Annotated in this window: 19 protein-coding genes; 9 read left to right on the top strand and 10 right to left on the bottom strand. The window is 75.3% G+C overall.

All coding sequences use genetic code 11. The annotated features are described in order from the left end of the window. Positions 1–250: 250 nt before the first annotated feature. A complete protein-coding gene (locus AB7F12_RS12275) occupies positions 251–778 on the bottom strand; it encodes a LysM peptidoglycan-binding domain-containing protein (protein ID WP_428516513.1) in 528 nt (175 codons plus the stop codon). Positions 779–1,270: 492 nt separating this feature from the next. Here AB7F12_RS12275 and lexA point away from each other — a divergent pair, with 492 nt between their 5' ends. Next, a complete protein-coding gene (gene lexA / locus AB7F12_RS12270; protein ID WP_428502586.1) occupies positions 1,271–2,005 on the top strand; it encodes a transcriptional repressor LexA in 735 nt (244 codons plus the stop codon). Positions 2,006–2,152: 147 nt separating this feature from the next. On the opposite strand, the gene AB7F12_RS12265 is transcribed toward lexA, so the two are convergent. The 5 genes from AB7F12_RS12265 to AB7F12_RS12245 all read right to left on the bottom strand — a co-directional run bounded on the left by AB7F12_RS12265 (position 2,153) and on the right by AB7F12_RS12245 (position 8,229). Beyond that, on the bottom strand, positions 2,153–4,129 hold the full coding sequence (locus tag AB7F12_RS12265) for a hypothetical protein (protein WP_428516515.1): 1,977 nt from the start codon (positions 4,127–4,129) through the stop codon (positions 2,153–2,155). A 10-nt stretch (positions 4,130–4,139) separates the two neighbouring features. Continuing rightward, positions 4,140–5,510, bottom strand: coding sequence for a GTPase HflX (gene hflX / locus AB7F12_RS12260; RefSeq protein WP_428516525.1), 1,371 nt, complete (start codon positions 5,508–5,510; stop codon positions 4,140–4,142). Between the two features lie 177 nt (positions 5,511–5,687). Next, positions 5,688–6,581, bottom strand: a complete 894-nt coding sequence (gene dapF, locus AB7F12_RS12255; protein WP_428499588.1) for a diaminopimelate epimerase — start codon at positions 6,579–6,581, stop codon at positions 5,688–5,690. Next, positions 6,578–7,492, bottom strand: a complete 915-nt coding sequence (miaA, locus tag AB7F12_RS12250; protein WP_428499589.1) for a tRNA (adenosine(37)-N6)-dimethylallyltransferase MiaA — start codon at positions 7,490–7,492, stop codon at positions 6,578–6,580. The genes dapF and miaA overlap by 4 nt, the downstream gene beginning before the upstream one ends. Further along, positions 7,489–8,229 (bottom strand): hypothetical protein, encoded by a 741-nt coding sequence (locus tag AB7F12_RS12245; RefSeq protein WP_428499590.1) that lies wholly within the window; start codon positions 8,227–8,229, stop codon positions 7,489–7,491. The genes miaA and AB7F12_RS12245 overlap by 4 nt, the downstream gene beginning before the upstream one ends. 628 nt (positions 8,230–8,857) lie before the next feature. Between AB7F12_RS12245 and AB7F12_RS12240 the strand changes: the two genes are divergently transcribed. Next, positions 8,858–10,141, top strand: coding sequence for a DUF349 domain-containing protein (locus tag AB7F12_RS12240; RefSeq protein WP_428499619.1), 1,284 nt, complete (start codon positions 8,858–8,860; stop codon positions 10,139–10,141). A 105-nt stretch (positions 10,142–10,246) separates the two neighbouring features. Next, positions 10,247–10,627 carry a cupin domain-containing protein gene (locus AB7F12_RS12235; RefSeq protein ID WP_428499591.1) on the top strand — a complete coding sequence of 127 codons (381 nt, stop codon included), beginning with the start codon at positions 10,247–10,249 and terminating at the stop codon, positions 10,625–10,627. A gap of 3 nt (positions 10,628–10,630) precedes the next feature. Here AB7F12_RS12235 and AB7F12_RS12230 read toward each other — a convergent pair whose 3' ends face one another. Continuing rightward, positions 10,631–12,061 (bottom strand): DHA2 family efflux MFS transporter permease subunit, encoded by a 1,431-nt coding sequence (locus tag AB7F12_RS12230; protein ID WP_428499592.1) that lies wholly within the window; start codon positions 12,059–12,061, stop codon positions 10,631–10,633. Positions 12,062–12,124: 63 nt separating this feature from the next. Here AB7F12_RS12230 and AB7F12_RS12225 point away from each other — a divergent pair, with 63 nt between their 5' ends. Next, entirely contained in the window at positions 12,125–14,113 is a 1,989-nt protein-coding gene (locus AB7F12_RS12225) for a M13 family metallopeptidase (RefSeq protein ID WP_428499593.1), read from the top strand. Between the two features lie 27 nt (positions 14,114–14,140). Here AB7F12_RS12225 and AB7F12_RS12220 read toward each other — a convergent pair whose 3' ends face one another. Beyond that, positions 14,141–15,991, bottom strand: a complete 1,851-nt coding sequence (locus tag AB7F12_RS12220) for an acyltransferase family protein (RefSeq protein WP_428499594.1) — start codon at positions 15,989–15,991, stop codon at positions 14,141–14,143. Between the two features lie 248 nt (positions 15,992–16,239). Here AB7F12_RS12220 and AB7F12_RS12215 point away from each other — a divergent pair, with 248 nt between their 5' ends. Beyond that, complete coding sequence (locus AB7F12_RS12215) at positions 16,240–17,871, top strand: AMP-binding protein (RefSeq protein WP_428499595.1); 1,632 nt, start codon at positions 16,240–16,242, stop codon at positions 17,869–17,871. Between the two features lie 28 nt (positions 17,872–17,899). Here AB7F12_RS12215 and AB7F12_RS12210 read toward each other — a convergent pair whose 3' ends face one another. Continuing rightward, positions 17,900–19,717 (bottom strand): bifunctional homocysteine S-methyltransferase/methylenetetrahydrofolate reductase, encoded by a 1,818-nt coding sequence (locus AB7F12_RS12210; RefSeq protein ID WP_428499596.1) that lies wholly within the window; start codon positions 19,715–19,717, stop codon positions 17,900–17,902. Further along, positions 19,714–21,072 (bottom strand): PucR family transcriptional regulator, encoded by a 1,359-nt coding sequence (locus tag AB7F12_RS12205; RefSeq protein ID WP_428499597.1) that lies wholly within the window; start codon positions 21,070–21,072, stop codon positions 19,714–19,716. The genes AB7F12_RS12210 and AB7F12_RS12205 overlap by 4 nt, the downstream gene beginning before the upstream one ends. 280 nt (positions 21,073–21,352) lie before the next feature. Between AB7F12_RS12205 and AB7F12_RS12200 the strand changes: the two genes are divergently transcribed. The 4 genes from AB7F12_RS12200 to AB7F12_RS12185 all read left to right on the top strand — a co-directional run bounded on the left by AB7F12_RS12200 (position 21,353) and on the right by AB7F12_RS12185 (position 25,561). Next, positions 21,353–21,892 carry a methylenetetrahydrofolate reductase C-terminal domain-containing protein gene (locus tag AB7F12_RS12200; RefSeq protein ID WP_428499598.1) on the top strand — a complete coding sequence of 180 codons (540 nt, stop codon included), beginning with the start codon at positions 21,353–21,355 and terminating at the stop codon, positions 21,890–21,892. Between the two features lie 73 nt (positions 21,893–21,965). Further along, positions 21,966–22,904: a methylenetetrahydrofolate reductase gene (locus tag AB7F12_RS12195; protein WP_428499599.1), complete on the top strand. Its 939-nt coding sequence runs from the start codon at positions 21,966–21,968 to the stop codon at positions 22,902–22,904. Next, a complete protein-coding gene (locus tag AB7F12_RS12190) occupies positions 22,894–24,432 on the top strand; it encodes a hypothetical protein (protein WP_428499600.1) in 1,539 nt (512 codons plus the stop codon). Before AB7F12_RS12195 ends, AB7F12_RS12190 begins: the two co-directional genes overlap by 11 nt. Before the next feature lie 19 nt (positions 24,433–24,451). Beyond that, positions 24,452–25,561, top strand: coding sequence for a hypothetical protein (locus AB7F12_RS12185; RefSeq protein ID WP_428499601.1), 1,110 nt, complete (start codon positions 24,452–24,454; stop codon positions 25,559–25,561).

Genomic DNA, 25,561 nt, shown 5'->3' with positions numbered 1-25,561 from the left:
TCCCGGGCACCCCGCCGAGGACGGCACCCGTCGTCGAACACGGCCCGCGATCGGATAAGGCACTGCCCCGCGTGACGACCACCCGTCCGACGGGCTCACGACGCGGAGCGACGCGGGGCGGTCCGCCGTCGGCGTCCGGCACCTGCACCGACGCCCGGCACCTGCGAGCGCGAGCTCGACCGGGCGTCGCCGACGAGCAGCGGCCGACAGGGAACCGCGCGGCAGCGCTGGGGCTGCGACCCCGACGGGCTCAGGCGGCGGGGACCGTGAGCATCTGCCCCGGACGCAGCGCGGCCGACCGCAGACCGTTCAGCTCCACGATGTGTGCCGCCGCCGCGGCGGGATCGGCATCGGGAGCGGTGCGGCGGGCGATGTCCCACACCGTGTCGCCCGTCCCGACCACGACCTGCGCCGTGCCGTGCGGGATCCCGGGGCCGGCGGCACGGGCCGCGTCGCCCAGCGAGCCCAGACCCACCACCACACCCGCCGCCACGGCCCCCAGCACCACCAGCGCCGCTGCCCGGCGGACCCGGAAGCGCAGCGCGAGCGGCGCCCGCCGGACGATTCGCGCACCCGCAGGACGGCGGCGGACCCGCGGGGCGGGAACACACCGCCCACGCGCCGTGCGCCCGACCGGCCCGGCCAGGGGCGCCTCCCACTGCGCCGGCCCGCGCACCGGGGCTGCGGGACCGGCCGAGAGGCCGCCAGGGACGAGCGTCAGCGCCGGGCGGCACGCCGACGGCGCCCCGCCGGTCCGGGCCGGCTCCCGCGACGACACACCGCGGCGCGCCTCACCCCGACGCGCCTCACGCGGCCGCGCGGACCGCGGCCCCGGGACGTGCCGCCTCCCACGCCCCGAGCCGGCCTCGGGCCGGGAACCGCGGCGGGCGACCGCCTCGTCACCGACGCCCCCGCCCGGCCTTCCGGGCTCGGCCTCCCACCGCGCGCCCGCACTCCCGGGAGCCGTGCTGACAGACATGGCATTTCCCTTCCCGTCGGCGCCGGCTGCTGCGTCGGCGACTCGCGTCGTCCGGGGTGCATCCGCGCCGTCGACGGTGGCCCGCCGCACCGGATCGGATACGCTCCGTTCGCACGGACGTTCGATCGAACGCCCGTGCGAATGTGTACCACCGGCCACCGACAATTCTTCGCGACGCGCCCGCGTGTCGTTCGAACATGTGTTTGGCGGCGGCGAAGATCGGGTCTACGGTTCGGTGGCGACGGCGGCGGAGACGGACGATCCCGCCGCGCCGATCGAGGAGGCGGACGAATGGCACGGGACGAGACCGGTACCGACCGTGAGGCCGGGCAGGTGCGGTCCTTCCCGGACCCGGCCGACGCGGAGGGCACGCACCCCGCGCTCACACCACGGCAGCGCAAGGTCCTGGAGGTCATCCGGGACTGGGTCGACCGCTTCGGCTACCCGCCGAGCGTGCGGGAGATCGGCGACGCGGTGGGACTGACGTCCACGTCGTCGGTGCACCACCAGCTGCGCACCCTCGAACGCAAGGGCTACCTGCGGCGCGACCCGAACCGCACCCGCGCGGTGGACGTGCGCTCGCCGGAGGACATCTCCGACGGCAGCGCCGACACCCGCACCGATCCTGCCGCCGAGCGCGACGAGCACCCGGCCCCCGCCTACGTCCCGCTGCTGGGCAACATCGCCGCCGGTGGCCCGATCCTGGCCGAGCAGGCCGTCGAGAGCGTGTTCCCGCTGCCGCGGGAGATCGTGGGCGAGGGCACGCTGTTCCTGCTCAACGTGCGCGGTGACTCGATGGTCGAGGCCGCGATCACCGACGGGGACTGGGTCGTGGTGCGCCAGCAGCCGGTCGCGGAGCAGGGCGAGATCGTCGCCGCGATGATCGACGGCGAGGCCACGGTGAAGACCTTCCGCCGCCGCGACGGGCACGTGTGGCTGATGCCGGCCAACTCCGCCTACGACCCCATCCCGGGCGACGACGCGTCGATCCTCGGCCGGGTCGTCGCGGTACTGCGCCGCCTCTGACCTCGGCCGAACGTGGGCGTCCTGTACGGACGTCCACACAGGATGTCCGCAGACACGACGTCCGCACACGACGTCTACGCAGGACGTCCACACCGGACCTTCCGGCCGGGAGCCCGCCGCCGGGCTCGGCGAGGCGCGGGACGCCGGTCAGCGACCCGGACGCGCTCCGACGTCGGTGGCGTCCACATGATCGGCCTCACCACGGGCCTCACCGCGCGACTCGCGGTGGGCCGCCGCGGCTGTGGTCCGGAACGCCGCGTCGTCCCGGGAGCTCTCGGGTGTCCGGGACCCGGGCTCGCCCTGGGAGTCCCTGCCGGACTCGTGGTTCGAGCGTCCTCCCCCGCCGTTGCGGGAGCCGTCGTCGGCCCCGGGGCGGGGTGTCCGGTCGCCGCGGGCGCCGTTGTCCCGCTGTCCGGGCGACGGGGGCCCCGCCGGTGTCGGCCGCGGTCCCGTGGCGGGGGCGGGCCGGGCGCCGGTCCCCACGCCGCCGGGAGCGACACCCAGGGGACCAGGGCCGTGCGGACCAGGGCCGTGCGGACCAGGGCCGTGCGGACCAGGAGCGGGGGTGCCCGGCGCCTGCGGGCGGCCGTCGGGCGTGACGGGACCGGCAGGCCGCGGCGGCCGGGCGGGCCCCTCGAGGTGGGGCGGGCCGGGAGGCCCGGTGCGGCCGGGACCCGGAGGGCCGCCGCGGCGGCCCTCGGTCGGTCCCGGGCCCGGGGTCGGCCCACCGGCGGGAACCGGCCGGCCTGCGGGTGGGCCGACACGCGGCGGCCCCGGCGGACGTCCGGGCGGTGGGCCCGGCAACCGGCCGGGCGGCGGCGGTCCCGGGCGCGGCGGCCCCGGCGGCGGCCCGTACGGCGGACGCCCCGGACCGGAACCCGGAGGCGGCGGCGGACCCGGGCGCGAACCGCCGGGTCCGGGTCCTGCGGCCGGGACCGGCACCGGAACGTCAGCGGGGGGACCGCCCGCGGACACGGCGGGGTCGTCGGGGCGCGGCGGGCTGTCGGCCGTGACGGTCGGCGAGTCGTCGGGCCGGGACTCCTCGGCCTCGAGTCTGCGCAGCTCGCGGCGCGACCGGGAGAACGAGCGAAGGGCCATCAGGACCGCGCCGACGACCAGCACCGCGGCGGTGCCGACGGCACCGATCATCGCGGGCGAGGACCAGGACACGGCGTCCTTCTCGACGGGGTCGGCCGGCGCGGCGGGAGCCTGCGCGGCCCCGTTGCCGATGAACGCGACGGCGCCGTCGACGGAGCGCAGCGCCCCGGGTGTGCCGCCGCGGGTCTCCGAGCCCGACCACAGGGCGCCCCCGGCGTCGAGCGCGACCGCTTCGCCCTGGGGCTCGTCGGGCAGCGGGATGCGGGTGGGGGTGGCCTTCAGGGCCTCGACGACGGCGGCGGCGTCGCCCGGTGCGGCGACGGGGTAGAGCCACGCGTCGGTGTAGCTGCGCAGGGCGACGGTGCGCCCGTCAGGGCTCACGGAGCCGCCGGTGACCAGGCGGGACCCGATGCCGCCGAGCGGCCCGCCCGGGGTGTCGGAGGCGGGGAGCGAGACGTCACCGACGCGCTGCATCGCGGTCGGGCCGGTGCCGGTGAGCGGTCCCGGGGTGCGGTAGACGCCCGCGGGGCCGACGGCGTCCTTGGTGACGATCACGGGCACGCCGTCGGTGCCGACGAGCAGTGCCTCGGCGTCGTGCGGGCCGTCGGGGTAGCTCAACCGGTAGAGCTTGGACGCGCCCGTCTCGGGCAGCGTGACGATCGCGACGCTCTGGCGCGCGAGCCGGTTGTCGCCGATGTCGGCCACCCACAGCGCCCCGGCGGGGCCGCGGGCGACGTCCTCGGCGTCGAACGGGTCGGTGGCGGCGGTCCGGCTGCCGGTGACGGCGCAGGTCACCGGGTCGATGGCGTAGGCGGCGGTGCGCCGGCCACCGTCGGACACGGCCCAGACGACAGGTTTGTCCGCGGGGCCGTCGACGACGAGACCCGACAGCTCGGCGAGCCGTGGGTCGTCGACGGTGCAGTGGGTGCGTACGCCCGGGGGCGGGTCGGCGGCGAGGGCCGTCCCGGCTCCGCCCAGCAGGGCGGCCCCCAGGACCAGGACGACCGCGGCCGCGCGACGGATCACCGTCGGGTGCTCATCGGGGTGCCGCCGTGAAGGCCGCGACCGCCGTGGCGAGCTCGGGGCCGACGCGGGCGCGCAGCCTGGTGCCGTCGGCCACGTGTTCCTCCTCGATGACGATGCCCTCGGAGTGGATACGGGCGACGAGCGAGCCCTGCGTGTAGGGCAGCAGCAGGTCGACCTCGACCTCGGGGTTGGGCAGGAGCTCGGCGATGCGCCGGGCGAGCAGCGCGATGCCGTCGCCGCGGTGGGCGGAGACGAACACGGCGTCGGGCAGCAGGTGGCGCAGCCGGGCGAGCTGCAGGTCGCCCGCGGCGTCGACCTTGTTGACGACGAGCAGCTCCGGGGGCATCCGCCCCTGCTGCTCCTCACCGACCTCGACGAGGACCTTGCGCACGGCGGCGATCTGGTCCTCGGGCAGCGGGTCCGAGGCGTCGACGACGTGGACCAGCAGGTCGGCCTGCGCCGTCTCCTCCAGCGTCGACCGGAACGCCTCGACGAGCTGGTGGGGCAGGTGGCGCACGAACCCGACGGTGTCGGTGAGGGTGTAGGCGCGCCCGTCGGGTGTCTCGGCACGACGCGTGGTCGGGTCGAGGGTGGCGAACAGCGCGTCCTCCACGAGGACCCCGGCGTCGGTGAGGGCGTTGAGCAGGCTGGACTTGCCGGCGTTGGTGTAGCCGACGATGGCGACGCCGGGCGTCTCGTTGCGCCGCCGCGACCCGCGCTGGGTGTCGCGGACGGTGCGCATGGCGGCGATCTCGCGGCGCAGCTTGGACATGCGGTGGCGGATGCGGCGACGGTCGAGCTCGATCTTGGTCTCACCGGGGCCACGGCCACCGATGCCGACACCGCCCGCGGCCCGGCCACCGACCTGCCGCGACAGGGCCTCGCCCCAGCCGCGCAGGCGCGGCAGCAGGTAGGACAGCTGGGCCAGCTCGACCTGGGCCTTGCCGTCGCGGGAGCGGGCGTGCTGGGCGAAGATGTCGAGGATCAGCGCGGTCCGGTCGATCACCTTGACCTTGAGCTTCTCCTCCAGCTGGCGCAGCTGGCCCGGTGAGAGCTCGCCGTCGGCGATCACGGTGTCGGCGCCGGCGAGCTGGACGGCGTCGCGCAGCTCGTCGACCTTGCCGGAGCCGATGAAGGTGGCGGGGTCGGGACGGGCGCGCCGCTGGACGAGGCCGTCGAGCACCTCGGAGCCGGCGGTCTCGGCGAGGCGCGCCAGCTCCACCATGGATGCCTCGGCCTGCGCGGCGGTGCCCGAGGTCCAGACGCCGACGAGCACGACGCGTTCGAGGCGCAGCTGCCGGTACTCGACCTCGGTGACGTCGGTGAGCTCGGTGGACAGGCCCACGACCCGCCGCAGGGACGACCGCTCCTCGAGGTCCATGTCGCCCGTCGACGGCTCACGGCCCCCGGGTCCGGCCGCCGCCGCGGCGCGGCGGGGGTCGTCGGTGCGAGAGGTGACCATGGCGGAGATGTCGAGTCGCGATTCAGTCATCGTGGGTCCCATCCTCCCACGTCGCGACGACGGTGTCCGCCGCATTGGGCGGCGACGGGGCGAGGGTCACCCGTTGTGGGTGACGGCGCCGGTGTCGAGCCCGTCCCACCAGGCACGGTCGAGCTCGCCGCGGGCGAGGACGACGGCGGGCCCGTGCAGGACGGTGGTGCCGTCGGTGTCGACGGTGACGCGCAACCGCCCACCCGGGGTGGCGACGCGCACGTCTCCGGATTCACGGCCCGCCCCGCGCAGGGCGGCGACGACGGCGGCGACGGTCCCGGTGCCGCAGGAACGGGTCTCCCCCACACCCCGCTCGTGCACGCGCATGGCGACCTCGGCGCCACCGTCCACCAGCGGGGTCACGAACTCGACGTTCACCCCGTGCGGGAACAGCGCCGGGTCGTGCCCGGGTGGCACGCGCAGGTCGAGCCCGCCGATGTCGGCGGTGGTGACGCAGGCCAGGTGCGGGTTGCCGACGTCGACGGCGACCCCGGTGTAGGCGTGCCCGCGCACGGTCGCGGTGCTCTCGGCGCCGACCCGCGCGACGCCCATCCCGACCGACACCTCGCCGGCGGCGCCGTCGCCACCGGCGAAGCGGACGGTGCGCGTTCCCCCGCGGGTGCCGATGACGTGCTCGCCCGCGCCGCCGGGCAGCAGGCCGTCGAGGGCGAGGTGGCGGGCGAAGACGCGGACGCCGTTGCCGCACATCTCGGCGACGCTGCCGTCGCCGTTGCGGTAGTCCATGAACCACTCGACGCCCGGTTCGGCGGCGGGGGCGTCGGGCCCGGCGGCGGCCCAGCGGACGACGCGCAGCACCCCGTCGGCGCCGAGGCCGCGGCGACGGTCGCACAGGGCGGCGACGCGCGCGGGGGTGAGGTCGAGCGCGCCGTCGGGGTCGGGGAGGACGACGAAGTCGTTCTCGGTGCCGTGGCCCTTCGCGAACCGGATTCCGCTGCTCACGGGCCGCAGGGTATCGACGCCACCACCTGGGCGGTGAGGTCGGGGGCCGCCCCGTCGAACCAGCGGATGCGGTGGTCGCGGCGGAACCAGGAGCGCTGCCGGCGCACGAACCGCCGGGTGGCGACGACGGTGCGCTCGGCGGCCTCGGCCATCGGGGAGCCGCCGTCGAGGGCCTCGACGACCTGCTGGTAGCCGAGCGCCCGGGAGGCGGTGCGGCCCTCGCGCAGGCCGCGGTCGAGCAGTGCGCGGGTCTCGTCGACGAGGCCGGCCGCCATCATGAGCCCGACGCGGGTGGCGACCCGCTCGTCGAGGTCGGCGACGTCACGGTCGACCCCGACGAGGACGGCGTCGTAGCGGGGGGCGCCGATGCGCGGCATGGTCGCGGTGAAGGGCCGGCCGGTGAGCTCGATGACCTCCAGGGCCCGGACGATGCGCCGTCCGTTGCTGGGCAGGACCGCGGCCGCGGCGGCGGGGTCGAGCCCGGCCAGGCGCGTGTGCAGGGCGCCGGACCCCTGTTCGGCGAGCTCGTCCTCCAGGCGTGCGCGGATCCCGGGGTCGGTGCCGGGGAACTCGAGCTCGTCGAGGACGGCCTGCACGTAGAGCCCGGAGCCGCCGACGAGCACGGGGGTGCGGCCGTCCGCGCGCAGCCGTTCGACGACGGCGCGGGCCTCGCGCTGGTAGGCGGCGACCGACGCGGTGTCGGTGACGTCGAGGACGTCGAGGAGGTGGTGGGGCACGCCGCGGCGTTCGGACGCGGTGAGCTTGGCCGTACCGACGTCCATGCCGCGGTAGAGCTGCATCGCGTCGGCGTTGACCACCTCGCCGCCGAGCTTCTCGGCGAGCGCGAGGCCGAGGTCGGACTTGCCGGTGGCGGTGGGCCCGACGACGGCGATCAGCGGCGGCCCGCTCACCGGGGCGTCCAGAAGGCAACGTGGTAGGCCACGCCGAAGGGCGCCACCGAGCACAGCAGCTCGGCGTCCCACCGGCGGCCGGCCGCGGCCCCCGCGAGGACCTGCCACGGCGCCCGGCCGACGGCCCAGAGCTGCGCGGCGAGCGCGGGGTCGAGGGCGGCGAGGGCGTCGGTGTCGGCGCGGGCGAGGGCGGCGGCGACCCCCGCGTCGAACTCGGCGGCGCGGGGGTCGAGGTGGCCGGGAGCCTTCTCGGTGTGGGTGGCGGCGCCGTCGCCGACGACGAGCAGCCCGATCGGCCCGGCATCGTCGGCGGCGGCGAGCTCCCGGCCCAGCGCGAGCGCGTCGACGGTCGGGACGTCGGGGGCGACCAGCTCGCCGCGGACGGTCACCGCCGCACCCGTCGACGCCGCGGCCCAGCCGGCGACGAGCAACGGCAGCGGCAGGTCGGCGTCGACGGTCCCGGACAGGCAGGCCGAGGTGTCGAGCGCGACCCGGACGTCGACCCCGAACCCGAGGAACGTCCCGGCGGCGTCGGACGCGACGGTGCGCCGGCCGCCGGCGTCGGCACCGACGGCGACCCAGCGCGGGGCCCGCGCGGCCAGCCCGGCGGCGGCGTCGAGGACCGCGTCGCGCATGCCGGCGGTCTCGGCCGCGGCGGCACCCGCGAGCTCGGGCACCAGCAGGGGCGGCTGGGGCAGGACGGCCACCGCGGAGATCACGGCTGCGAGCGTAGCCATCCCGCGACGGTGCCCGCGTCCCGTCACCGCCGCGACTCGTCGCCCCGCAGCGCCCGCTGGCGGCGAGACCCGGGCGAGCGGTTCCCGTACGTGCGGTTACCTGTTTGAATCGCTGCGACGGGCCGGTCGTGACGCCGATCGGCTCCGCGATGTGCAACGGGCTCCGCCTCGGCGGAGCGCCCACCCCGCAGGGGCGGGCCTGACGAGGGAGGCACGGGTGTCGGACCAGCAGGCGTACAGCGGGGACGGGACGGGGACGGAGGCCGCCGCGGCCGGAGCGCCGCCCGCCACCGAGCCCGAGCAGCAGACGGACGCTCCCGAGAACGCCGAGCCCCAGGCGGGCAGGCCCGAGAACGCCGAGCCCCAGGCCGGCAGGCCCGAGAACGCCGAGCCCCGCGCCGGCGGGCCCGAGAACGCCGAGCCCCGGGCCGGCGGGCCCGGCACCGCTTCCGGGCAGGAGCAGGCCGAGCCCGCCCGCAGCACGGTGGCCGCCCCGCCGCGGCCGGTCCCCGGCCCGCCGCCCGCGCCCCGCGCGCCGCTGCCCGGCCCGCCGCCGGGTGGGCGTCCGCGTCCGGTCCCGCCGCCCCGCCCGGCGGTCACCCCGGCGGCGGAGGCCTCGCCCGCGGAGGTGGCCGCCGCGGAGCCGACACCGGTCGCGGCGGTGCCCGCGGCGCACGCCATCGCGGTACCCGAGGCGAGCGCCGACCCCGCCCGCTGGGGCCGGGTCGACGACGAGGGCCGGGTCTTCCTGGTGACGTCGTCGGGTGAGCGCGAGGTCGGCTCGTGGCAGGCCGGTGCGCCGCAGGAGGGCCTGGCCCACTTCGCCCGCCGGTTCGACGACCTGCGCACCGAGGCCGAGCTGCTCACCAACCGGCTCGCGGCCGGTGGGGGCGACCCGAAGCAGGCCCTGCACAGCGCGACGGCGCTGCGCGACTCGCTGCCGGAGGCGGCCGTCGTCGGCGACGTGGAGTCGCTGTCGACGCACGTCGCCCAGCTGGTCACGGTGGCCGAGGAGCACGTCGGCGCGGCACGTTCGGCCCGCTCGGCGCAGCGCGAGGCGGCCGTGGCACGCAAGGAGGCGCTCGCGGCGGAGGCCGAGACGCTGGCCGCCGAGGCCTCGCAGTGGAAGCAGGCGGGCGACCGGTTCAAGGCGATCCTCGACGAGTGGCGCACGATCAAGGGCATCGACCGCCGTACCGACGAGGCGCTGTGGAAGCGGTACTCCCGGGCGCGTGAGGCGTTCAACCGGCGCCGCGGGTCGCACTTCGCCGATCTCGACCGGCAGCGGGCCACGGCCAAGGCGCGCAAGGAGGAGCTGGCCGCGGAGGCCGAGCAGCTCGTCGAGTCCACGGAGTGGGGTCCGACGGCGGCGCGCTACCGCGAGCTGATGGCCGAGTGGAAGGCGGCGGGCCGCGCCCAGAAGGACGCCGACGACGCGCTGTGGCAGCGGTTCCGCGGTGCCCAGGACCAGTTCTTCTCCCGCCGCACGCAGGTGTTCAGCGAGCGTGACGCGGAGTTCGGTGCCAACGCCGACGCGAAGCGGGCGCTGCTCGCGGAGGCCGAGAAGATCGACACCGACGATCCCGACTCGGCCCGCGCGGCGCTGCGCGACGTCCAGGAGCGCTGGGAGGCGATCGGCAAGGTCCCCCGCGACGACATGCGGCCGTTGGAGTCGGCGCTGCGTGCGGTCGAGGAGCGGGTCCGCGACGCGGTCGACCGGCAGTGGCGGCGCACCGACCCGGAGGCCGAGGCGCGGGTGGCTCAGTTCCGCGACCGGGTGGCGCAGTTCGAGTCGCAGGCGGAGAAGGCCGAGGCGGCGGGCGACGCGAAGCGGGCGCGGCAGGCCCGCGAGCAGGCCGACCAGTGGCGCGAGTGGCTGAAGACGGCGGAGGAGTCGGTGAACCAGCGCTGACCGAGCGTCGGTGGAGACCGTCGTCACACCGCCCGCGGGGCCGCGGGTGCGAGGGTGGACGTCGTCCTCGCGCCGGTGCGGGGGCGCGAACCGACAGGAGCGCCGATGACCGAGAACCCGTACCTGCGTCGCGTGGACGCCGACGCGCTGGCCGCGACGGGCGTGGGCGACCGGTTCTCGCAGAACCTCATCGGGCAGGCGACCGGTGCGTCCACGTGCCACGTCGACTGGATCCGGACGCCGCCGGGCGGCGGGTCACCCGCGGGACTGCACACCCACGAGGTTGACCAGGTGTTCTGGGTGCTGGAGGGCACGATGAGCATCGAGGTCGACGGCCGGGTGTTCGACGCGCCCGCGGGCAGCCTGGTGGTGTTCCCGGCCGGTGTGGCGCACCGCAACTGGAACGCGGGCGGTGCGCCGACGGTGCATCTGGCCGTCAACACCCCGGCGCCCGACCCCGGGGTGCCGTTCGCGCGGTCGGTCTGATCCTCAGGCCCTGCCGGTCACGACGTCGCCCGCGGTGCGCGAGAGCCGCAGCGCCTCCGCCGCCGGGACCAGCAGCACGAGCACGAGCAGCACGAACGCGATCCGGTAGGGCGTGGCGGGGCTGCCGGACAGACCGGTGAGCTGCCCGAGGGGGTCGCCGAGGCGCACGAACAGGGCGCCCACCGCGACGCCGAGGCCGGCCCCGAGCTCCTGCAACGTCGACATCAGGGTGTTGGCGCCGGTCATCCGGTCGGGCTCGACGTCGGCGTAGGCGACGCTGTTGTAGGCGGTGAACCCGGTCGACCGGACGATGCCGCTGACGAGCAGCAGGAGCAGCACGACGACCAGCGGCGTCGACCCGGTCAGGAACACCATGCCCACCAGGCAGGCCGCCGACGCGGCGATCGAGAACAGCACGAGGGTGCGGATCCCGAAGCGGCGCATGAGCGGTGTCGTCGCGGGCTTGATGGCGACGTTGCCGACGAACAGCGCGATCACCACGAGCCCGGCTTGCGCGGCCGACCAGCCGAAGCCCAGCTGGAACAGCAGCGGCAGCAGGAACGGGATCGCGGTGATGACCATCCGGTAGACCGAGCCGCCCGAGGCGGTGAGCCGGTAGGTGGCGACGCGCAGCACCCGCAGGTCGAGCAGGGGGCGGCGGCGGGCCCGCAGCAGGTAGAGCACGGCCGCGGTGAGCAGCACCGCGGCGAGGGCGAGGCCCGTGACCGCCGAGGCCCAACGACCGCCGCCGACGCTCTCCAGGCCGACGACGAGCGCCGCCGCCCCGCCCGCGGTGAGCACGAACCCGCGCCAGTCGAGCGGGTCGCGCCGCGGCGCCCGCACGTCGGGGACGATCCGCAGGGCGAGGACGAGCGCGGCGATCCCCAGCGGCACGTTGACGATGAAGATCCAGCGCCACGACGCGTACTCGGCGAGCAGCCCGCCCAGGGCCGGTGCGATGACGGGCGCGGCGAGGGCCGGCCAGGTGAGAAAGGCGATGGCGCGCACCAGGTCCCGTTTGGGCGTCGTCCGCAGCACGACCAGCCGCCCGACCGGCACCATCAGCGCGCCGCCGATGCCCTGCAGCACCCGGGTCGCGGTGAGGACGGGCAGGGTCGGCGCCATCGCGCAGCCCGCCGAGGCGAGGGTGAAGATCACCAGCGCGGCGCTGAAGACCCGGCGGGCGCCGAACCGGTCGGCGAGCCATCCGCTGATCGGGATGAGCACGGCGAGGGTGAGCAGGTAGCCGGTGATCGCGACGTTGACGTCGACCGCGCCGACCCCGAGGTCGGCGGCGATGTGCGGCGCGGCCGGGGCGATGACGGTGCCGTCGAGGATCTCCATGAAGAACGCGCCGGCGACGAGCAGCGCGAGCGGGCGTTGCAGCCCCGTCGGCTCCGGACGTGCCGACGGACCTGCCTCCGCCTCGACCATGTGTCCACCGTAGGCGAACGGTGATCGCCCCCGAATGTCGTGGGGGCGGGGCAGAATGGCGCCATGACGACCTCCCCGCCCTCCCCGACTTCCACGCAGCGGTCCGGGCTCGACCTGCGCTGGGTCGACACCGGGATCCGTCCGCAGGACGACCTGTTCGGCTACCTCAACGGACAGTGGCTGCGCACCCACGAGATCCCGGCCGACCGGTCGCAGGACGGCGCCTTCCACGCCTTGCGCGACAACGCCGAGGCCGACGTGCGGGCGATCGTCGAGGAGTGCGCGGCCGCCGATGCCGCGCCCGGTTCCGAGGCCCGCCGCGTGGGCGACCTCTACACGTCGTTCATGGACGTCGAGCGGATCGAGAAGCTGGGCACCGAGCCGCTGCGGCCGCTGCTCGCCGAGGTCTCCGAGGCGGCCGACACGGCGGCGCTGGCGGCGGTGCTGGGCCGTCGGCAGCGGGAGGGCCGGGCGGGGTTGTTCGGCGCGTTCGTCAGCACCGACGCGAAGGACTCGTCGCGCTATCTGGTGCACCTGTCGCAGTCGGGGCTGGGCCTGCCCGACGAGTCGTACTACCGCGAGGACTCCTACGCCGAGATCCGCGAGAAGTACGTCGCGCACCTGGAGCGCCTCGCCGCGCTGGCGGGCCTGGAGGAGCCGGCGGCGCTGGCGGCCACGGTGATGGAGCTGGAGACGGCGCTGGCCGCGGTGTCGTGGGACCGCGTCACCAACCGCGACGCGGAGAAGACGTACACGTTGATGACGGGTGCGGCGCTGGCCGCGAACGCGCCGGGCTTCGAGTGGGACGTCTGGCAGCAGGCGCTGGGCGGCCCGGACGACGCGTTCGACGAGGTCGTCGTCCGGCAGCCCACGTTCGTGACCGCGGCGGCGGCGCTGTGGCGCGACCGTCCGCTGGAGCAGTGGAAGGCGTGGCTGGCGATCCGCACGGTGTCCTCGTGCGCCGACTACCTGAACGAGGCGCTTGTCGAGGCCGACTTCGACTTCTACGGCCGCACCCTGTCGGGCACGCCGGAGCTGCGGGAGCGCTGGAAGCGCGGCGTCGGGCTCGTCGAGGGCGCGCTGGGTGAGGCGGTCGGGCAGCTCTACGTGCAGCGGCACTTCCCGCCCGCGGCCAAGGAGCGGATGGTCGAGCTCGTCGCCAACCTCGTCGAGGCGTACCGGCAGTCGATCTCGTCGCTCGAGTGGATGAGCGAACAGACCCGCGAGCGGGCGCTGGAGAAGCTGGGGCGGTTCACCCCGAAGATCGGCTATCCCGACGAGTGGAAGGACTATTCGGCGCTGGAGGTCGACCCGACCGACCTGCTGGGCAACGTCCGCCGCGCGGGCGAGTGGATGTCGGACTTCCAGTTCTCGAAGCTGGGCAAGCCGGTCGACCGCAACGAGTGGCTGATGACGCCGCAGACCGTCAACGCCTACTACCACCCGCGGATGAACGAGATCGTCTTCCCGGCGGCGATCCTGCAGCCGCCGTTCTTCGACCCCGAGGCCGACGACGCCGCCAACTACGGCGGGATCGGCGCGGTCATCGGCCACGAGATCGGTCACGGCTTCGACGACCAGGGCAGCAAGTACGACGGCGACGGCAACATGACCGACTGGTGGCAGGCGGCCGACCGCACCGAGTTCGAGCGTCGTGCGAAGGCCCTGATCGACCAGTACAGCGCGCTGTCGCCGATCGGGCTGGCCGACCACAAGGTCAACGGCGCCCTGACGGTCGGCGAGAACATCGGCGACCTCGGCGGGCTCACGATCGCGCTGAAGGCCTACCGGATCGCCCTGGGCGACGAGGAGGCACCGGAGCTCGACGGGTTCACCGGCCTGCAGCGGGTCCTGCTGGGCTGGGCGCAGGTGTGGCGGGCCGTCACGCGCGACGCGGAGGCGATCCGCCGGCTCACGATCGACCCGCACTCGCCGCCGGACCTGCGCTGCAACGCCGTCGTCACCAACCTCGACGCGTTCCACGAGGCGTTCGACGTGCAGGAGTCGGACTCGCTCTACACCCCGCCGGCGGAGCGTGTGCGCATCTGGTGAGCCGCGCGACGCGGCGCGCTCGGCCGGTCAGGGGCCGGTGAGCGCGTCGCGGATCGCGGTGGCCAGCACGGTGCGGCCGCGGACGGTGGGGTGCACCGAGTCCGGTCCGACGAGGCCGGGGTCGCCGGCGACGTAGGCGCCCCAGTCGACGAACCGGGCCTGCGTGGCGTGCCGGGCGACGGCGGCGCGCAGGGTGACGTTGTTGCCGTCGGCCCAGCGTCGCGGCACCGAGATGCCGACGAGGACGACACGGCGCTCGCCCGCCGCGGTCAGCACGGCGTCGACGTCGCGGGCGGTGATGGTGCCGTTGGCGCCGAGGTCGACGACGACCGGTCCGTCGCTGCGGGCGACCCAGCCCGCGACGAGGTCGGGTGCGGTGCTGAACTGCCTGCCCACCTTGCCGTCGACGGTGGCGTGCGGGCCGAGGATCGCCTGCAGCGCGCCGGCGCTGCCGAGGGTGATCGAGTCACCGACGACGAACACGGGCCCGGAGAACGTTCCGCCCGCCGGTGGTGCGGTCGTCGGCGCGGGTTCGGCGGGCTCCGGACCGGTCGTCGGCGCGCCCGTCGGGGCCGTGGCCGGGCCGGTGGCGTCGACGGGCGGTTCGGTGTCCTGGTCGGCCGCCGCCGAGGGGGGCGGCGTGCCGACAGGAGTTCCCGTCACGGCGACGACACCACACGCGGTCAGCGCTGTGCACAGGAGGCCGCAGGTCAGGGCCGCGGCGGTACCCGCGCGGGCGCGGGCGAACAGCCTGCGGATCGCGCCGCGGCGCACGGGCGTCTCCAGCAGCCGATAGGACAGCTCGGCCACGAGCAGCGTCGCGACGACCCGGCCGGTGTCGACGAGCCACGCCGGGGCGGGGATGTCGATGCCCGGCCTGGTCAGCACGAAGATCGGCCAGTGGTAGAGGTAGATGCCGTAGGAGCGGCGGCCGAGCCAGATCAGTGGACCGCGTCCGAGGACGGCGCCGATGATCCCGCTGCGCGCGGCGGCGACCACCACGACGGCGGCGAGCAGCCCGGTGCGCAGGAACCCGCCCTGGGTGTAGAGGGCGGAGTCGAACTCGGACGCCTGGGTGAACGCCACCAGCAGGGCGACGAGTGCGACGAGCCCGGCGACGTCGACGATCGTGCGGCGCGGCCCGGACAGCCGTCGTGACCAGGCCTCGGGCCCGTAGACGAGCGCGAGCGCGGCACCGACGAGGAACCCCGACGCGCGGGCGTCGGTGCCGTAGTAGACACGGATGTTGGAGTCGGGGTCGAACAGCAGTGCCATGACGACCGCCGACGAGAGCGCCAGCAGCAGCGCGAACGCGGCGGCGCGGCGGCGGGCGACCATGGCGAGGACGCCGACGAACAGCAGCGGCCAGACCAGGTAGAGCTGCCCCTCCACCCCGAGTGACCAGATGTGCAGCATCGGCGACGGGCGGGCGAACGCCTCGCCGTAGGGGACGTCGGCGAGGACGAGGTGCCAGTTCTGGACGTAGCCGAGCGAGGCGAGGGCGTCGCCACGCAGCCCGCCGACGTCGCCGGGTAGCAACAGCCGGTAGGCGACGACGGTCGCGACCACGCAGGCGACGAGCGCCGGGACGAGCCGGCGGGCGCGGGCGAGGAAGAACGCCTTGGCGTCGACCCGGCCGCGGGCGCGCAGCTCACCGACCAGCAGCTGGGTGACGAGGAACCCGCTGAGGGTGAAGAAGACCTCGACGCCGAGGAATCCGCCCCCGGCCCACGGCAGCTCGAGGTGGTAGGCGAGGACACCGAGCACGGCGATGGCCCGCAGGCCGTCGAGCCCCGGCGCGTACGGGACCGCCGACGAGCGCGCCCGGGTGGCGCCGACGCGTTGCGGATCGGCGCGCGTGACGAGCTGCTCGACCATCCGCCCCCTCGCCAGTCAGCCGACCAGGTGACCATGTCACGTGCTGTGCCGATCGTGAATGCACGGGAGCGGCGTGTCGTGAGGGGCCGGGGAGCCGGATGGGACTATCGGGAACGACTCGGGCACCTGTGAGCTCGTCCGGCCCGGACGCCCCGGGACCCGGGGGTTCCCGGGCCCGGGCGACCGTTCGGCTCCCGGGCGGCCGGAGGACCCTGGCGGCCCGCGGCAGCAGTCGGTAGACCCCTCGCATGACGCTCTCGGCGCAGTCGGCCGCACCCGGGGACACGGGCCGTTCCGTGTGGACACGCACCGGGGCCGACCGGGTCGGCGAGCTCACCGTCGGCGGGCTGCTGCAGCGCGCCGCCATGCTCGCACCCGACACCGTCGCGCTCGTCGAGGGCGTCCCGGATCGCGACGCCCGGCGCCGCTGGACCTACGCCGAGCTGCTCGACGACGCCGAACGCGCAGCGCGTGCCCTGCTCGGCCGCTTCGCGCCGGGTGAGCGGATCGCGGTGTGGGCCCACAACGTGCCCGAGTGGCTGCTGCTGCAGACCGGCGCCGCGCTGGCGGGTCTCACCCTCGTCACCGTCGATCCCGCGCTGCGCCGCGAGGAGGTCGCCCACGTGCTCGGGCGGTCGGAGGCGGCCGGGGTGTTCCTCGTGCGCGAGTACCGCGGCAACCCCATGGCCGACACGGTCGCCGTGCTGTCGGACGACCTCCCGGCGCTGCGCGGAGCCGTCCTGTTCGAGGACTGGGCGGAGTTCGTCGACACCGGCGACCCGGCGGCCGCGCTGCCGGTGGTCTCCCCCGGCGAGGCCGCCCAGATCCAGTTCACCTCCGGCACCACCGGTCTGCCCAAGGGCGCGGTCCTGCACCACCGCGGCCAGGTCAACAGCGCCTGCCTGTCCTACGGCGAGCTGCTCGGCATGCGGCCCGGCGACCCGGTGGTCAACGTCATGCCGATGTTCCACACCGCCGGGTCGGTGCTGGCAACCCTGTCGGCGATCGGGACCTGCGCGACCCACGTGCTGCAGCCCTGGTTCGACCCGGTTCTCTACCTGCGGCTGATCGAGGAGGAGCGCAGCGTCCTCTTCGGCGGGGTGCCGACGATGCTGCTGGCCACCCTCGACCACCCCGCGATGGCGACGACCGACACGTCGTCGGTGCGGGTCGCGCTCTCCGGTGGGGCGACGGTGCCGCCCGCGCTGGTCCGCCGCGTCGAGGAGACCCTCGGGGTGCCGATGGGGATCATCTACGCCCAGACCGAGGCCTCCCCCGGTATCACCATGACCGCGCCGTACGCGGACTCGGCCGAGGACCGCGCCACGACGCTGGGGCGTCCGCTCCCGGCGATCGACGTCGCGATCATGGATCCCGTCGACCGGCGCACCCCCGTCCCGCCGGGCGTCGTCGGTGAGCTGTGCACGCGCGGCTACCACGCCATGACCGGCTACGTGGGCGATCCGGAGCAGACGGCCGAGGCGATCGACGACGACGGCTGGCTGCACACCGGCGACCTCGCCAGCATGGACGGGCGTGGCTACTGCCGCATCGAGGGCCGGCTCAAGGAGATGATCATCCGGGGTGGGGAGAACGTGTTCCCCCGCGAGATCGAGCAGGTCCTGCTCGGCCATCCCGACATCGCCGACGTCGCCGTCGTCGGGGTGCCCGACGAGCTGTGGGGGGAACAGGTCGGCGCCGCGGTCCGGCTGCGCCCGGACGCCGCCCCCGACGAGGCCGCGTTCGTGGCGTGGGGCCGGGAGCGTCTCGCCCCGCACAAGGTCCCGCGGATCTGGCGGTTCGTCGACGCCTTCCCGACCACGACGTCGGGGAAGATCCGCAAGCATCTGATCGCGGCGGAGATGACCGGCAACCGATGACACTCTCGTGGGCGGCGACGGTCGCCGCTCACGGGTGCAGCAGGCGGCGGACGGTCGTCGCCACGTCGGAGTCGCCGGTCACGACGATGCCGCGGGTCATGGCGCGGACCTGCTCGGCCAGGGCCAGCGCCAGGTCGACGCCGGCGGCCGCGGCGTCGGGGCCCGCGGCGGCCAGCGCGGCCAGGGTCGTGTCGGGGATCGTGACGTCGGGGACCTCGTGGGCGAGGTAGTCGGCCTCGTCGAAACCGGTGAGGGGGCGGATCGCCACCAGGACGGGGACGCGCCCGTCGACGGCCTCCACGACCCGCTCCAGACCCGCCGGCTCGAAGACGGGCCGGCTGATGAGGAACTGTGCGCCCGCGGCGATCTTGTCCACCGCACCCGCGGCGGCGCGCCCGGGGTCGCGGCTGCCCGGGTTGACCCGGGCGCCGATGTCGAACGACGTCTTCGTCCCGAGCCGCAGGCCGTGGTAGTCGGTGCCCTCGTTGAGCCCGGCGAGCAGCTCGATCAGGCCCAGGGAGTCGACGTCCCAGATCCCGTCGACGTGCGGGTAGTCGCCGACCAGCGGCGGGGTGCCGGTCTCGCACAGCACCCCGCGGACGCCGAGGGCGTGCGCGCCGAGCAGGTCGGCCTGCAGCGCCATGATCGTGCGGTCCCAGGTGGTGACGCTCGCGAGCGTCGTGACGCCGAGGCGGTGGTGCAGGTGCAGCGCGAGGTCGACGGAGTTGACCTGCGCGCGGGGGCCAGAGGTCGCGGGGACGCAGACCAGCCCGGCGCCGGCCTCGCGCAGCTCGGCGGCCAGCGCGACGGTCTCGTCGACCCCGCCGGTGGTGGAGGCCGCGAGCTCGACCCCGATCAGGGGGCCGGCCGAGTCGAGCAGCCCCGGCCGCGACGCCTGGGCGGGCAGGGCCGGCGACGCCTCGACGACCGTGGCCGGTCGGTGGGCGCGGTACTCGGCGACGGCGGCGGCCGCGGCGGCGAGCTGGCCCGGCGTGGTGCCGCAGCAGCCGCCGACGAGCGCGGCCCCGGCGTCGAGCAGCTGGCGGGTGTAGCGGACGAAGTACTCGGCGTCGACGTCGTACTCGAACCGGGCCGGCCCGACACGGCGCGGCAGCCCGGCGTTGGGCTGCGCCGTCAGCGGCATCGCGGTGTGCGACCGCAGCTCGCGCAGGACGGCGAGGCAGCCCTGCGGACCGAGGGTGCAGTTCACCCCGATCGCCGCCAGCGGCAGCCCGGCCAGGGCGGCCACGAGCTCGTGCGGGCTGTGCCCGGACAGCGTGTGGTGGTCGGTGCCGAACGTGGCCTGCGCGACGACGGGCACGTCGCCGGTGCGGCGCGCGACCTCCAGCGCGACCTCGGAGGCCTCGACGAGCTCGTCGAGATGCCCGAACGTCTCCAGCATGACGACGTCGACCCCGGCGCCGACCAGGACCTCGACCTGTTCACGGATCGCGGCCCGGCGCTCGTCGACGCCGACGCGCCGGCGCTGGTGCACGCTCACCGCGGGCGCGACCGACCCGGCGACGAACACCGGCCGGTCGGCGCGGGCGGCGGCCTCGAGCGCCAGCCGGGCGGCCTCGGCGTTGATGCGGGCGACGTCGTCGGCGGCACCGTACTCGGCCAGCCGGAGCCGGCTCGCGCCGAAGGTGTTGGTCTGCACCAGGTCGACGCCGGCGCCGACGTAGCTGTCGTGGATGGTGCGGACGAGACCGGGCTCGGTGAGGGTGAGCGCGGGCAGCGCCTGGTCCAGGGAGTTCCCGGCCGCGTGGAGCATGGTGCCCATCGCGCCGTCGCCCACCAGCACCGACGACGACAGCACGTCCCGGACCTCGCGCGGACGGGTCATCGCCTGCCTCCGAGCGCGTCCAGGATCTCCACCGCCACCTCCGCCATCAGCCGGTCGCGGCGCACGTCGAGCGACAGCCCGGTGATCTCCTCGATGCGCCGGAGCCGGTAGCTCACCGTGTTGGGGTGCACGTGCAGCTTCTCCGCGGCCCGGCGTGGGGAGTTGTTGTGCTCGAAGTACGCCGAGAGCGTCGCCAGGTACTCCATGCCGCCGTTGCGTTCCTCGGCGATGAGCGCGCCCACGACCTCCTCGGCGAACCCGCGCAGGTCGGCCACGTCGGGCACCCGCAGCAGCAGCCGGTGGATGCCGAGATCGGCGAACGCCGTGACGCTGCCGGTGCCGCCGAGGCGTTCACCGGCGAGCAGGGCGTGCCGGGCCTCGGTGTAGGAGCGGGAGATCTCCGCGGCGCTCGTGCACGGGTTGCCCACGCCCGCCGCGACCGGGGTACGCCGGCCCATCCGGCCCGCGGTGGCGCCGAGACAGCCGGCGGCGAGGGCGCGGGCGGCGTCCACCGGGGAGCCCCCGCCCGGCGGTGCGGGGACGAGCGCGACGACCTCGTCGGTCCGGGTCGCGACGATCGCGTCGGGCACCAGCCGTGCCGCCGCGGCCTCGACGGTCCCGAACACCAGCGCGGCCCGGTCCCCCGCGGCCCCGATCGCGACGGCGCAGTACCCGCGACCCGGCTCGAAGCCCAGGTGCTGGGCCCAGCGGTCGATCTCGGGGTCGTCGCGGTCGCGGGCCAGCAGCAGCCCCTCGACCAGCTCCTGACGGGCCCGGCCGGCCGCCGCCGTGACGACGAGCTCGCGGCCCAGCACCACCCCGCACACCATGGCGGCGTGCTCGGTGACGAGCAGCCGCATGTCCTCGGTCAGCTCCCCACCCGGCACCCCCGACGCGGGCACCGCGGACGGGCACGGTGTCGTCGTCACCAGGTAGCCGGAGACGTCCTCGCCGACCGAGACGGGCGCGACGATCGTCGCCGACCCGGCGCCGGCGGTGCCGGGGACGGTGAGCGCGCGGCGGTTGCGGGCCGCCGCGGCCAGCACGGTCTGCAGCCCGGTGACGCCGGCCTGGTCGCGCAGCGCGGAGACGATGTCGCGGTCGCCGACGCCGGCGCGGGCCAGCACGTCGAGGCGGCGGTCGAGGACGACGACCCCGGCGGCGGCACCGTCGGCGAGCAGGGTGACCACGTCGGCCAGCTCGCTGCTCTGGGAGGCCAGGGCCGACAGGTGCCCGCACATGCTGACGACGCGGCGCAGGACCGCGGCCTCGTCGACGCCCCCGAACCGCCGCCCGGCGGTGGGGCGCGCCGGCACGGGCCGGGGCGTCCTCGCCGTCGATCCCGGGACCGCCATGCGCGGACCGTACCTGCGGCCTGTGACGGGACACAACGACTCGGGAGCCCGTTGTCCGCGGCCACAAACGACACGCGGTCCCGTTGTGAGCCGCTCCACCAGCGGTGCACGCACGGGCGCCGTGCCGCCAGAAGGAACGCCGCCCCGGCGAGCCGATCCGGATGCGCGAACGCTGTGCTGGACCACAACGAGCTGGTGGGGACGTTGCCGCCTGCCACGATGACGCGGCCCACCGGCGGCTGCCAACCTCGGTGCGGCGGACGACCGGAGGAGGCGCGGCGTGGCGGACACAGCAGGGACGGCCCGCCGCGCCTGGCCGCGACCGTTCCGCCCCCGCGTCGGCGCCCGGCTGGGCTACCTGCTGCACGCCGGGCTCGCCGCGAACCCGCTCTACGCCCGCCTGGGGGCCTGGCTGGAACGCCACCCCCGGGCGTACCGGGCGTTCACCGCCGCCGAGCGCGTCACCAAGCAGGAGCTGTTCGGCTGCCGCATGTGCGGGCAGTGCGCCCTGCCCGCCACCGGCTACACGTGCCCGATGACGTGTCCGAAGCAGCTGCGCAACGGCCCCTGCGGGGGCGTCTCCCCCACCGGCGCGTGCGAGGTGCATCCCGAGCTGACGTGTGTGTGGGTCATCGCCGTCGAGCGGGCCGAGGCCGCCGGGCACGGCGCCGACCTCGACCTCCTGCACCGCCCCGTCGACCAGCGGCTGCGCGACCAGAGCTCGTGGGTCAACTACTGGCAGGGCCGCGACGAGGACCTGTGGGCGGAGCAGCCGTTGCTCGGGCGGCAGCTGGGGCTGCTGCCCGTGGGCGACCGATGAGCGAGCGTCTGCGAGCGAACGGTCGGCACCGCGCCCGCGCGCAGCGCCGACCGGGCCCCGGCGTGGGAGCGCGATGAGTCTGCGGGCCGCGTTCGAGGCCGGGCGGTTCGCCGTGACCGCCGAGATCGGGCCGCCCCGCGGCGCCGACCCGGACGCGGTCACCCGCAAGGCCGAGCTGCTGCGCGGCTGGGTCGACGCCGCCAACGTCACCGACAACCAGGGCGCCCACGTGCGGATGTCGAGCCTCGCGGGCAGCGTGCTGGCGATGCGGGCCGGGGTGGAGCCCGTCATGCAGCTGACGTGCCGCGACCGCAACCGCATCGCCCTGCAGTCCGACCTGATCTCCGCCGGCGCGCTGGGCATCCCCAACGTCCTGCTGCTCTCGGGCGACCACCCCCGCTTCGGCGACCACCCCGACGCCGCCCCGGTGTTCGACCTCGACTCCACCCAGCTGGTGTCGACGGCGCGCACCCTGCGCGACGACGGCATTCTCGCGTCGGGGCGGGAGATCGGGGCGCGCCCGGGCTGGCTGGTGGGGGCCGTGGAGAACCCGTTCGCGCCGCCGCGCTCGTTCCGCGCCCGGCGGCTGGCGAAGAAGGTGGCGGCGGGCGCGGAGTTCGTGCAGACCCAGTACGTGTTCGACGTCGAGGTGTTCGCGGCGTGGATGGCGCGGCTGCGCGACCTGGGCGTCACCGAGGGCTGCAAGGTCCTCGCCGGGGTCGGGCCGATCCGGTCGCTGCGGGTCCTGGAGTTCCTGCGCACGGGGGTCCCTGGCATCCACGTCCCCGACGAGGTCGAGCGGCGGCTGCGCGGGGTTGCGTCCGACCGGGTCGCCGACGAAGGAGTATCCATGTGCGTCGAGACGATCCAGCGGGTCGCCGCGATCCCCGGCGTCGCCGGGGTGCACGTCATGGCGTTCGGGTACGAGCGGGGCGTCCCGGGGATCCTGGAACGCGCGGGGATCGCCCCGCGGCCCGCCCGTTCGATGGAGGGACTCGGTCATGCTGGTTGACTTCCGGCCGCACTCCCGGCTGCGCGGCACCACACCGATCGACATCACGACGGCGCTGGTCCCGGTCGTGGAGGCGCTGTCGGAGGACCCCGGACACGACGGCCGGCCCGTCGACCTGTCGAAGGTGCGGCTGGTCTGCGACTGGGTGCAGTACAAGGAGAACTTCCGCGACGTCGTCGAGCTGCGCCCGATCCTGCACCGGCCCGAGCACGTGCCCGCGGGGGCGCCGGTGATCGAGCAGGTCGGCGTGCGCGACGACGACCTCGAGGTCGCCGTCGACGTCCGGCGCAGCGCGAAGCTGCCGCTCAAGGAGCACACCGCCGCGCTGCTGCGCGAGCGCGCGGCCGGTGGCCCGGGTGGGCGGGTGCTGCTGGAGGACTGGGGCGCCGGGTCACGCAGCTGCATCTGGGCGTTCAACGCCCGCTACTGGGCCGACCTCGCCCTGTGGGAGAAGTCGACGGGCCGCGGCTACGAGCAGGCGCTGCCCGGTGGGGAGTCCGACGCCCGCAACCACGACGCCGCCCGCGACCTGATCCGCAAGCTGTTCGCGGTGTGGGACCCGCTCGCCGACACCGGCGCGCTGCCCGAGGAGCTCTACGTCGTCGAGCTGGGGGTGGGCAACGGCAGCCAGGCCAAGGTGTTCCTCGACGAGTTCCGGGCCCTGGACACCGAGCACGGCCGCGGCTACTACCGCCGCCTGCACTACCTGATGTGCGACTACTCCCAGCACGTGCTGGACCTGGCCCGCGAGACCGTCGCCGAGCACCTGGCGCACGTCAGCTCGTTCACCCTCGACGCGACCCGGCCGCGGACGTCGCTGGGGTTCCTGCGCTACAAGGTGTTCCTGGTCTACATCTCCAACGTCTACGACAACCTGCCCACCGACGAGGTCGCCCAGCTGGGCGGGCGCACCTACCAGGTGCAGACGCGCGCCTACCTGTCCGCCGACGCCGCCGCCGACCTCGCCGCCACCACGAACACGACGCCCGACGCGCTGCCTGCGCTGGTGCACAAGCTGTTGCGCCTGGGCCCGGCGCTGCTGGCCGAGGCCGCCCCCGCGCACTTCGCCGACACCGACGCCGCGGTGGCGTTCTGGCGGGCGGCGTGGAGCGCGGTGCGCCTGGAGGAGCGCTACGTCCCGCTCGCCGGGCTCGACCTCTACGAGCTGACACCCGCGTCGAGCGGGGACCCGGCGGTGAGCGGGGAGATGCTGCGCCCGCTGCTGGAGTCGGGCGCCGACGTGCGGATGCACGTCAACAACGGGGCACTCGCCAGCTTCGTCGACAGCCTGCAGCTGCTGCATCCGTTCGGGAAGCTGATCTGTCACGACCTGTTCGTCACCGACGTCGCCGCCTACCGCGCCAACTTCCGCGGACCCGGCAAGTACGACGGTTCCGTGGTCAACTGGGTCAACGGGCCACTGCTCGCCCACGTCGGGCGCCGGCACGGGTTCGACGTGCACTACACCCCGTTCGCCCACCGCTCCGGTGGCAACATCGTCACGATGACGGCCCAGGTGAGGGACTGATGACGGGGGTGAGGGACTGATGTCGGCTCCGCGCAACGCCGCCCTGATGGGGCGGGTCCCGCTGCTGCCCACGACCGTCGTCGGGTCCTACCCGGTGCCGGAGTGGATGGAGCGGCTCAAGACCGACTACTACCGCAACCGGATGAGCCACGCCCAGCTCACCGACCTGCACGAGATGGCGATCAAGGCCGCGCTGCGCGACCAGGAGCTCGCCGGGATCGACATCGTCTCCGACGGCGAGCTGCGCCGCGACAACGACGTCGACTACTTCCTCGCCCGCATGCCGGGCGTGGAGATCCCGCAGACCGCCAAGGAGTTCTACTTCGACTACTACGAGGCGCGGGTCCCCGCGCCGCTGCCCGACCGGTTCGGCCCGTCACCGCTGGGACTGGCCGACGACTTCGCCTTCACCTGCGAGCAGACGACCGGCCCGGTCAAGTTCTCCTTCACCGGCCCGTTCTCGCTGTCGCGGCGCATCCACGACTCCGTCTACGCCGACCGCCGCGAGCTGGTCCTCGCGATCGCGCGGGTGCTCAACGCCGAGGCCCACGCACTGGCCGGGCGGGGAGCGCAGCTGCTGCAGATCGACGAGCCGTTCCTCGCCGGCTACCCCGACGCCGTCGGCACCGCCGTCGAGGCCGTCAACATCGTCACCGACGGCGTGGACGTCACCTGGGGCCTGCACGTCTGTTACGGCAACCGCTACGCCCGCCCGCTGTGGGAGGGCCACTACGACTTCCTGTTCCCCGCCGTCCTGGACGCGGACGTCGACCAGCTGGTGCTGGAGTTCGCGCGCAAGGGCTACGCGGACCTGCCGGTGATCGAGAAGTTCGGCTGGGACCGCACCATCGGGCTCGGCGTCGTCGACGTGAAGTCCTCGGAGGTGGAGACGCCCGAGCTGATCGCCTCCCGCATCCGCAGCGCCCTGGAGCTGGTCCCGGCCGAGCGGCTCGTGGTCAACCCCGATTGTGGGCTGCGCAACGTCACGGGAGCGGTCGCACGGGCCAAGCTGGAGGCCATGGTCGCCGGCACGGCGGCCGTCCGCGCGGAGCTGGCCCCCCGCATCGCCGCCGCCCCTGAAGAGACATCCGCAGACACACCGCCCGAGTCCGTCGCCCGAGGAGCATGA

The sequence above is a fragment of the Pseudonocardia sp. genome (assembly GCF_050250275.1).
GTDB lineage: Bacteria > Actinomycetota > Actinomycetes > Mycobacteriales > Pseudonocardiaceae > Pseudonocardia.
Note: the sequence above shows the minus strand (reverse complement) of the source record. Positions and strands in the feature narration are given on the sequence as shown.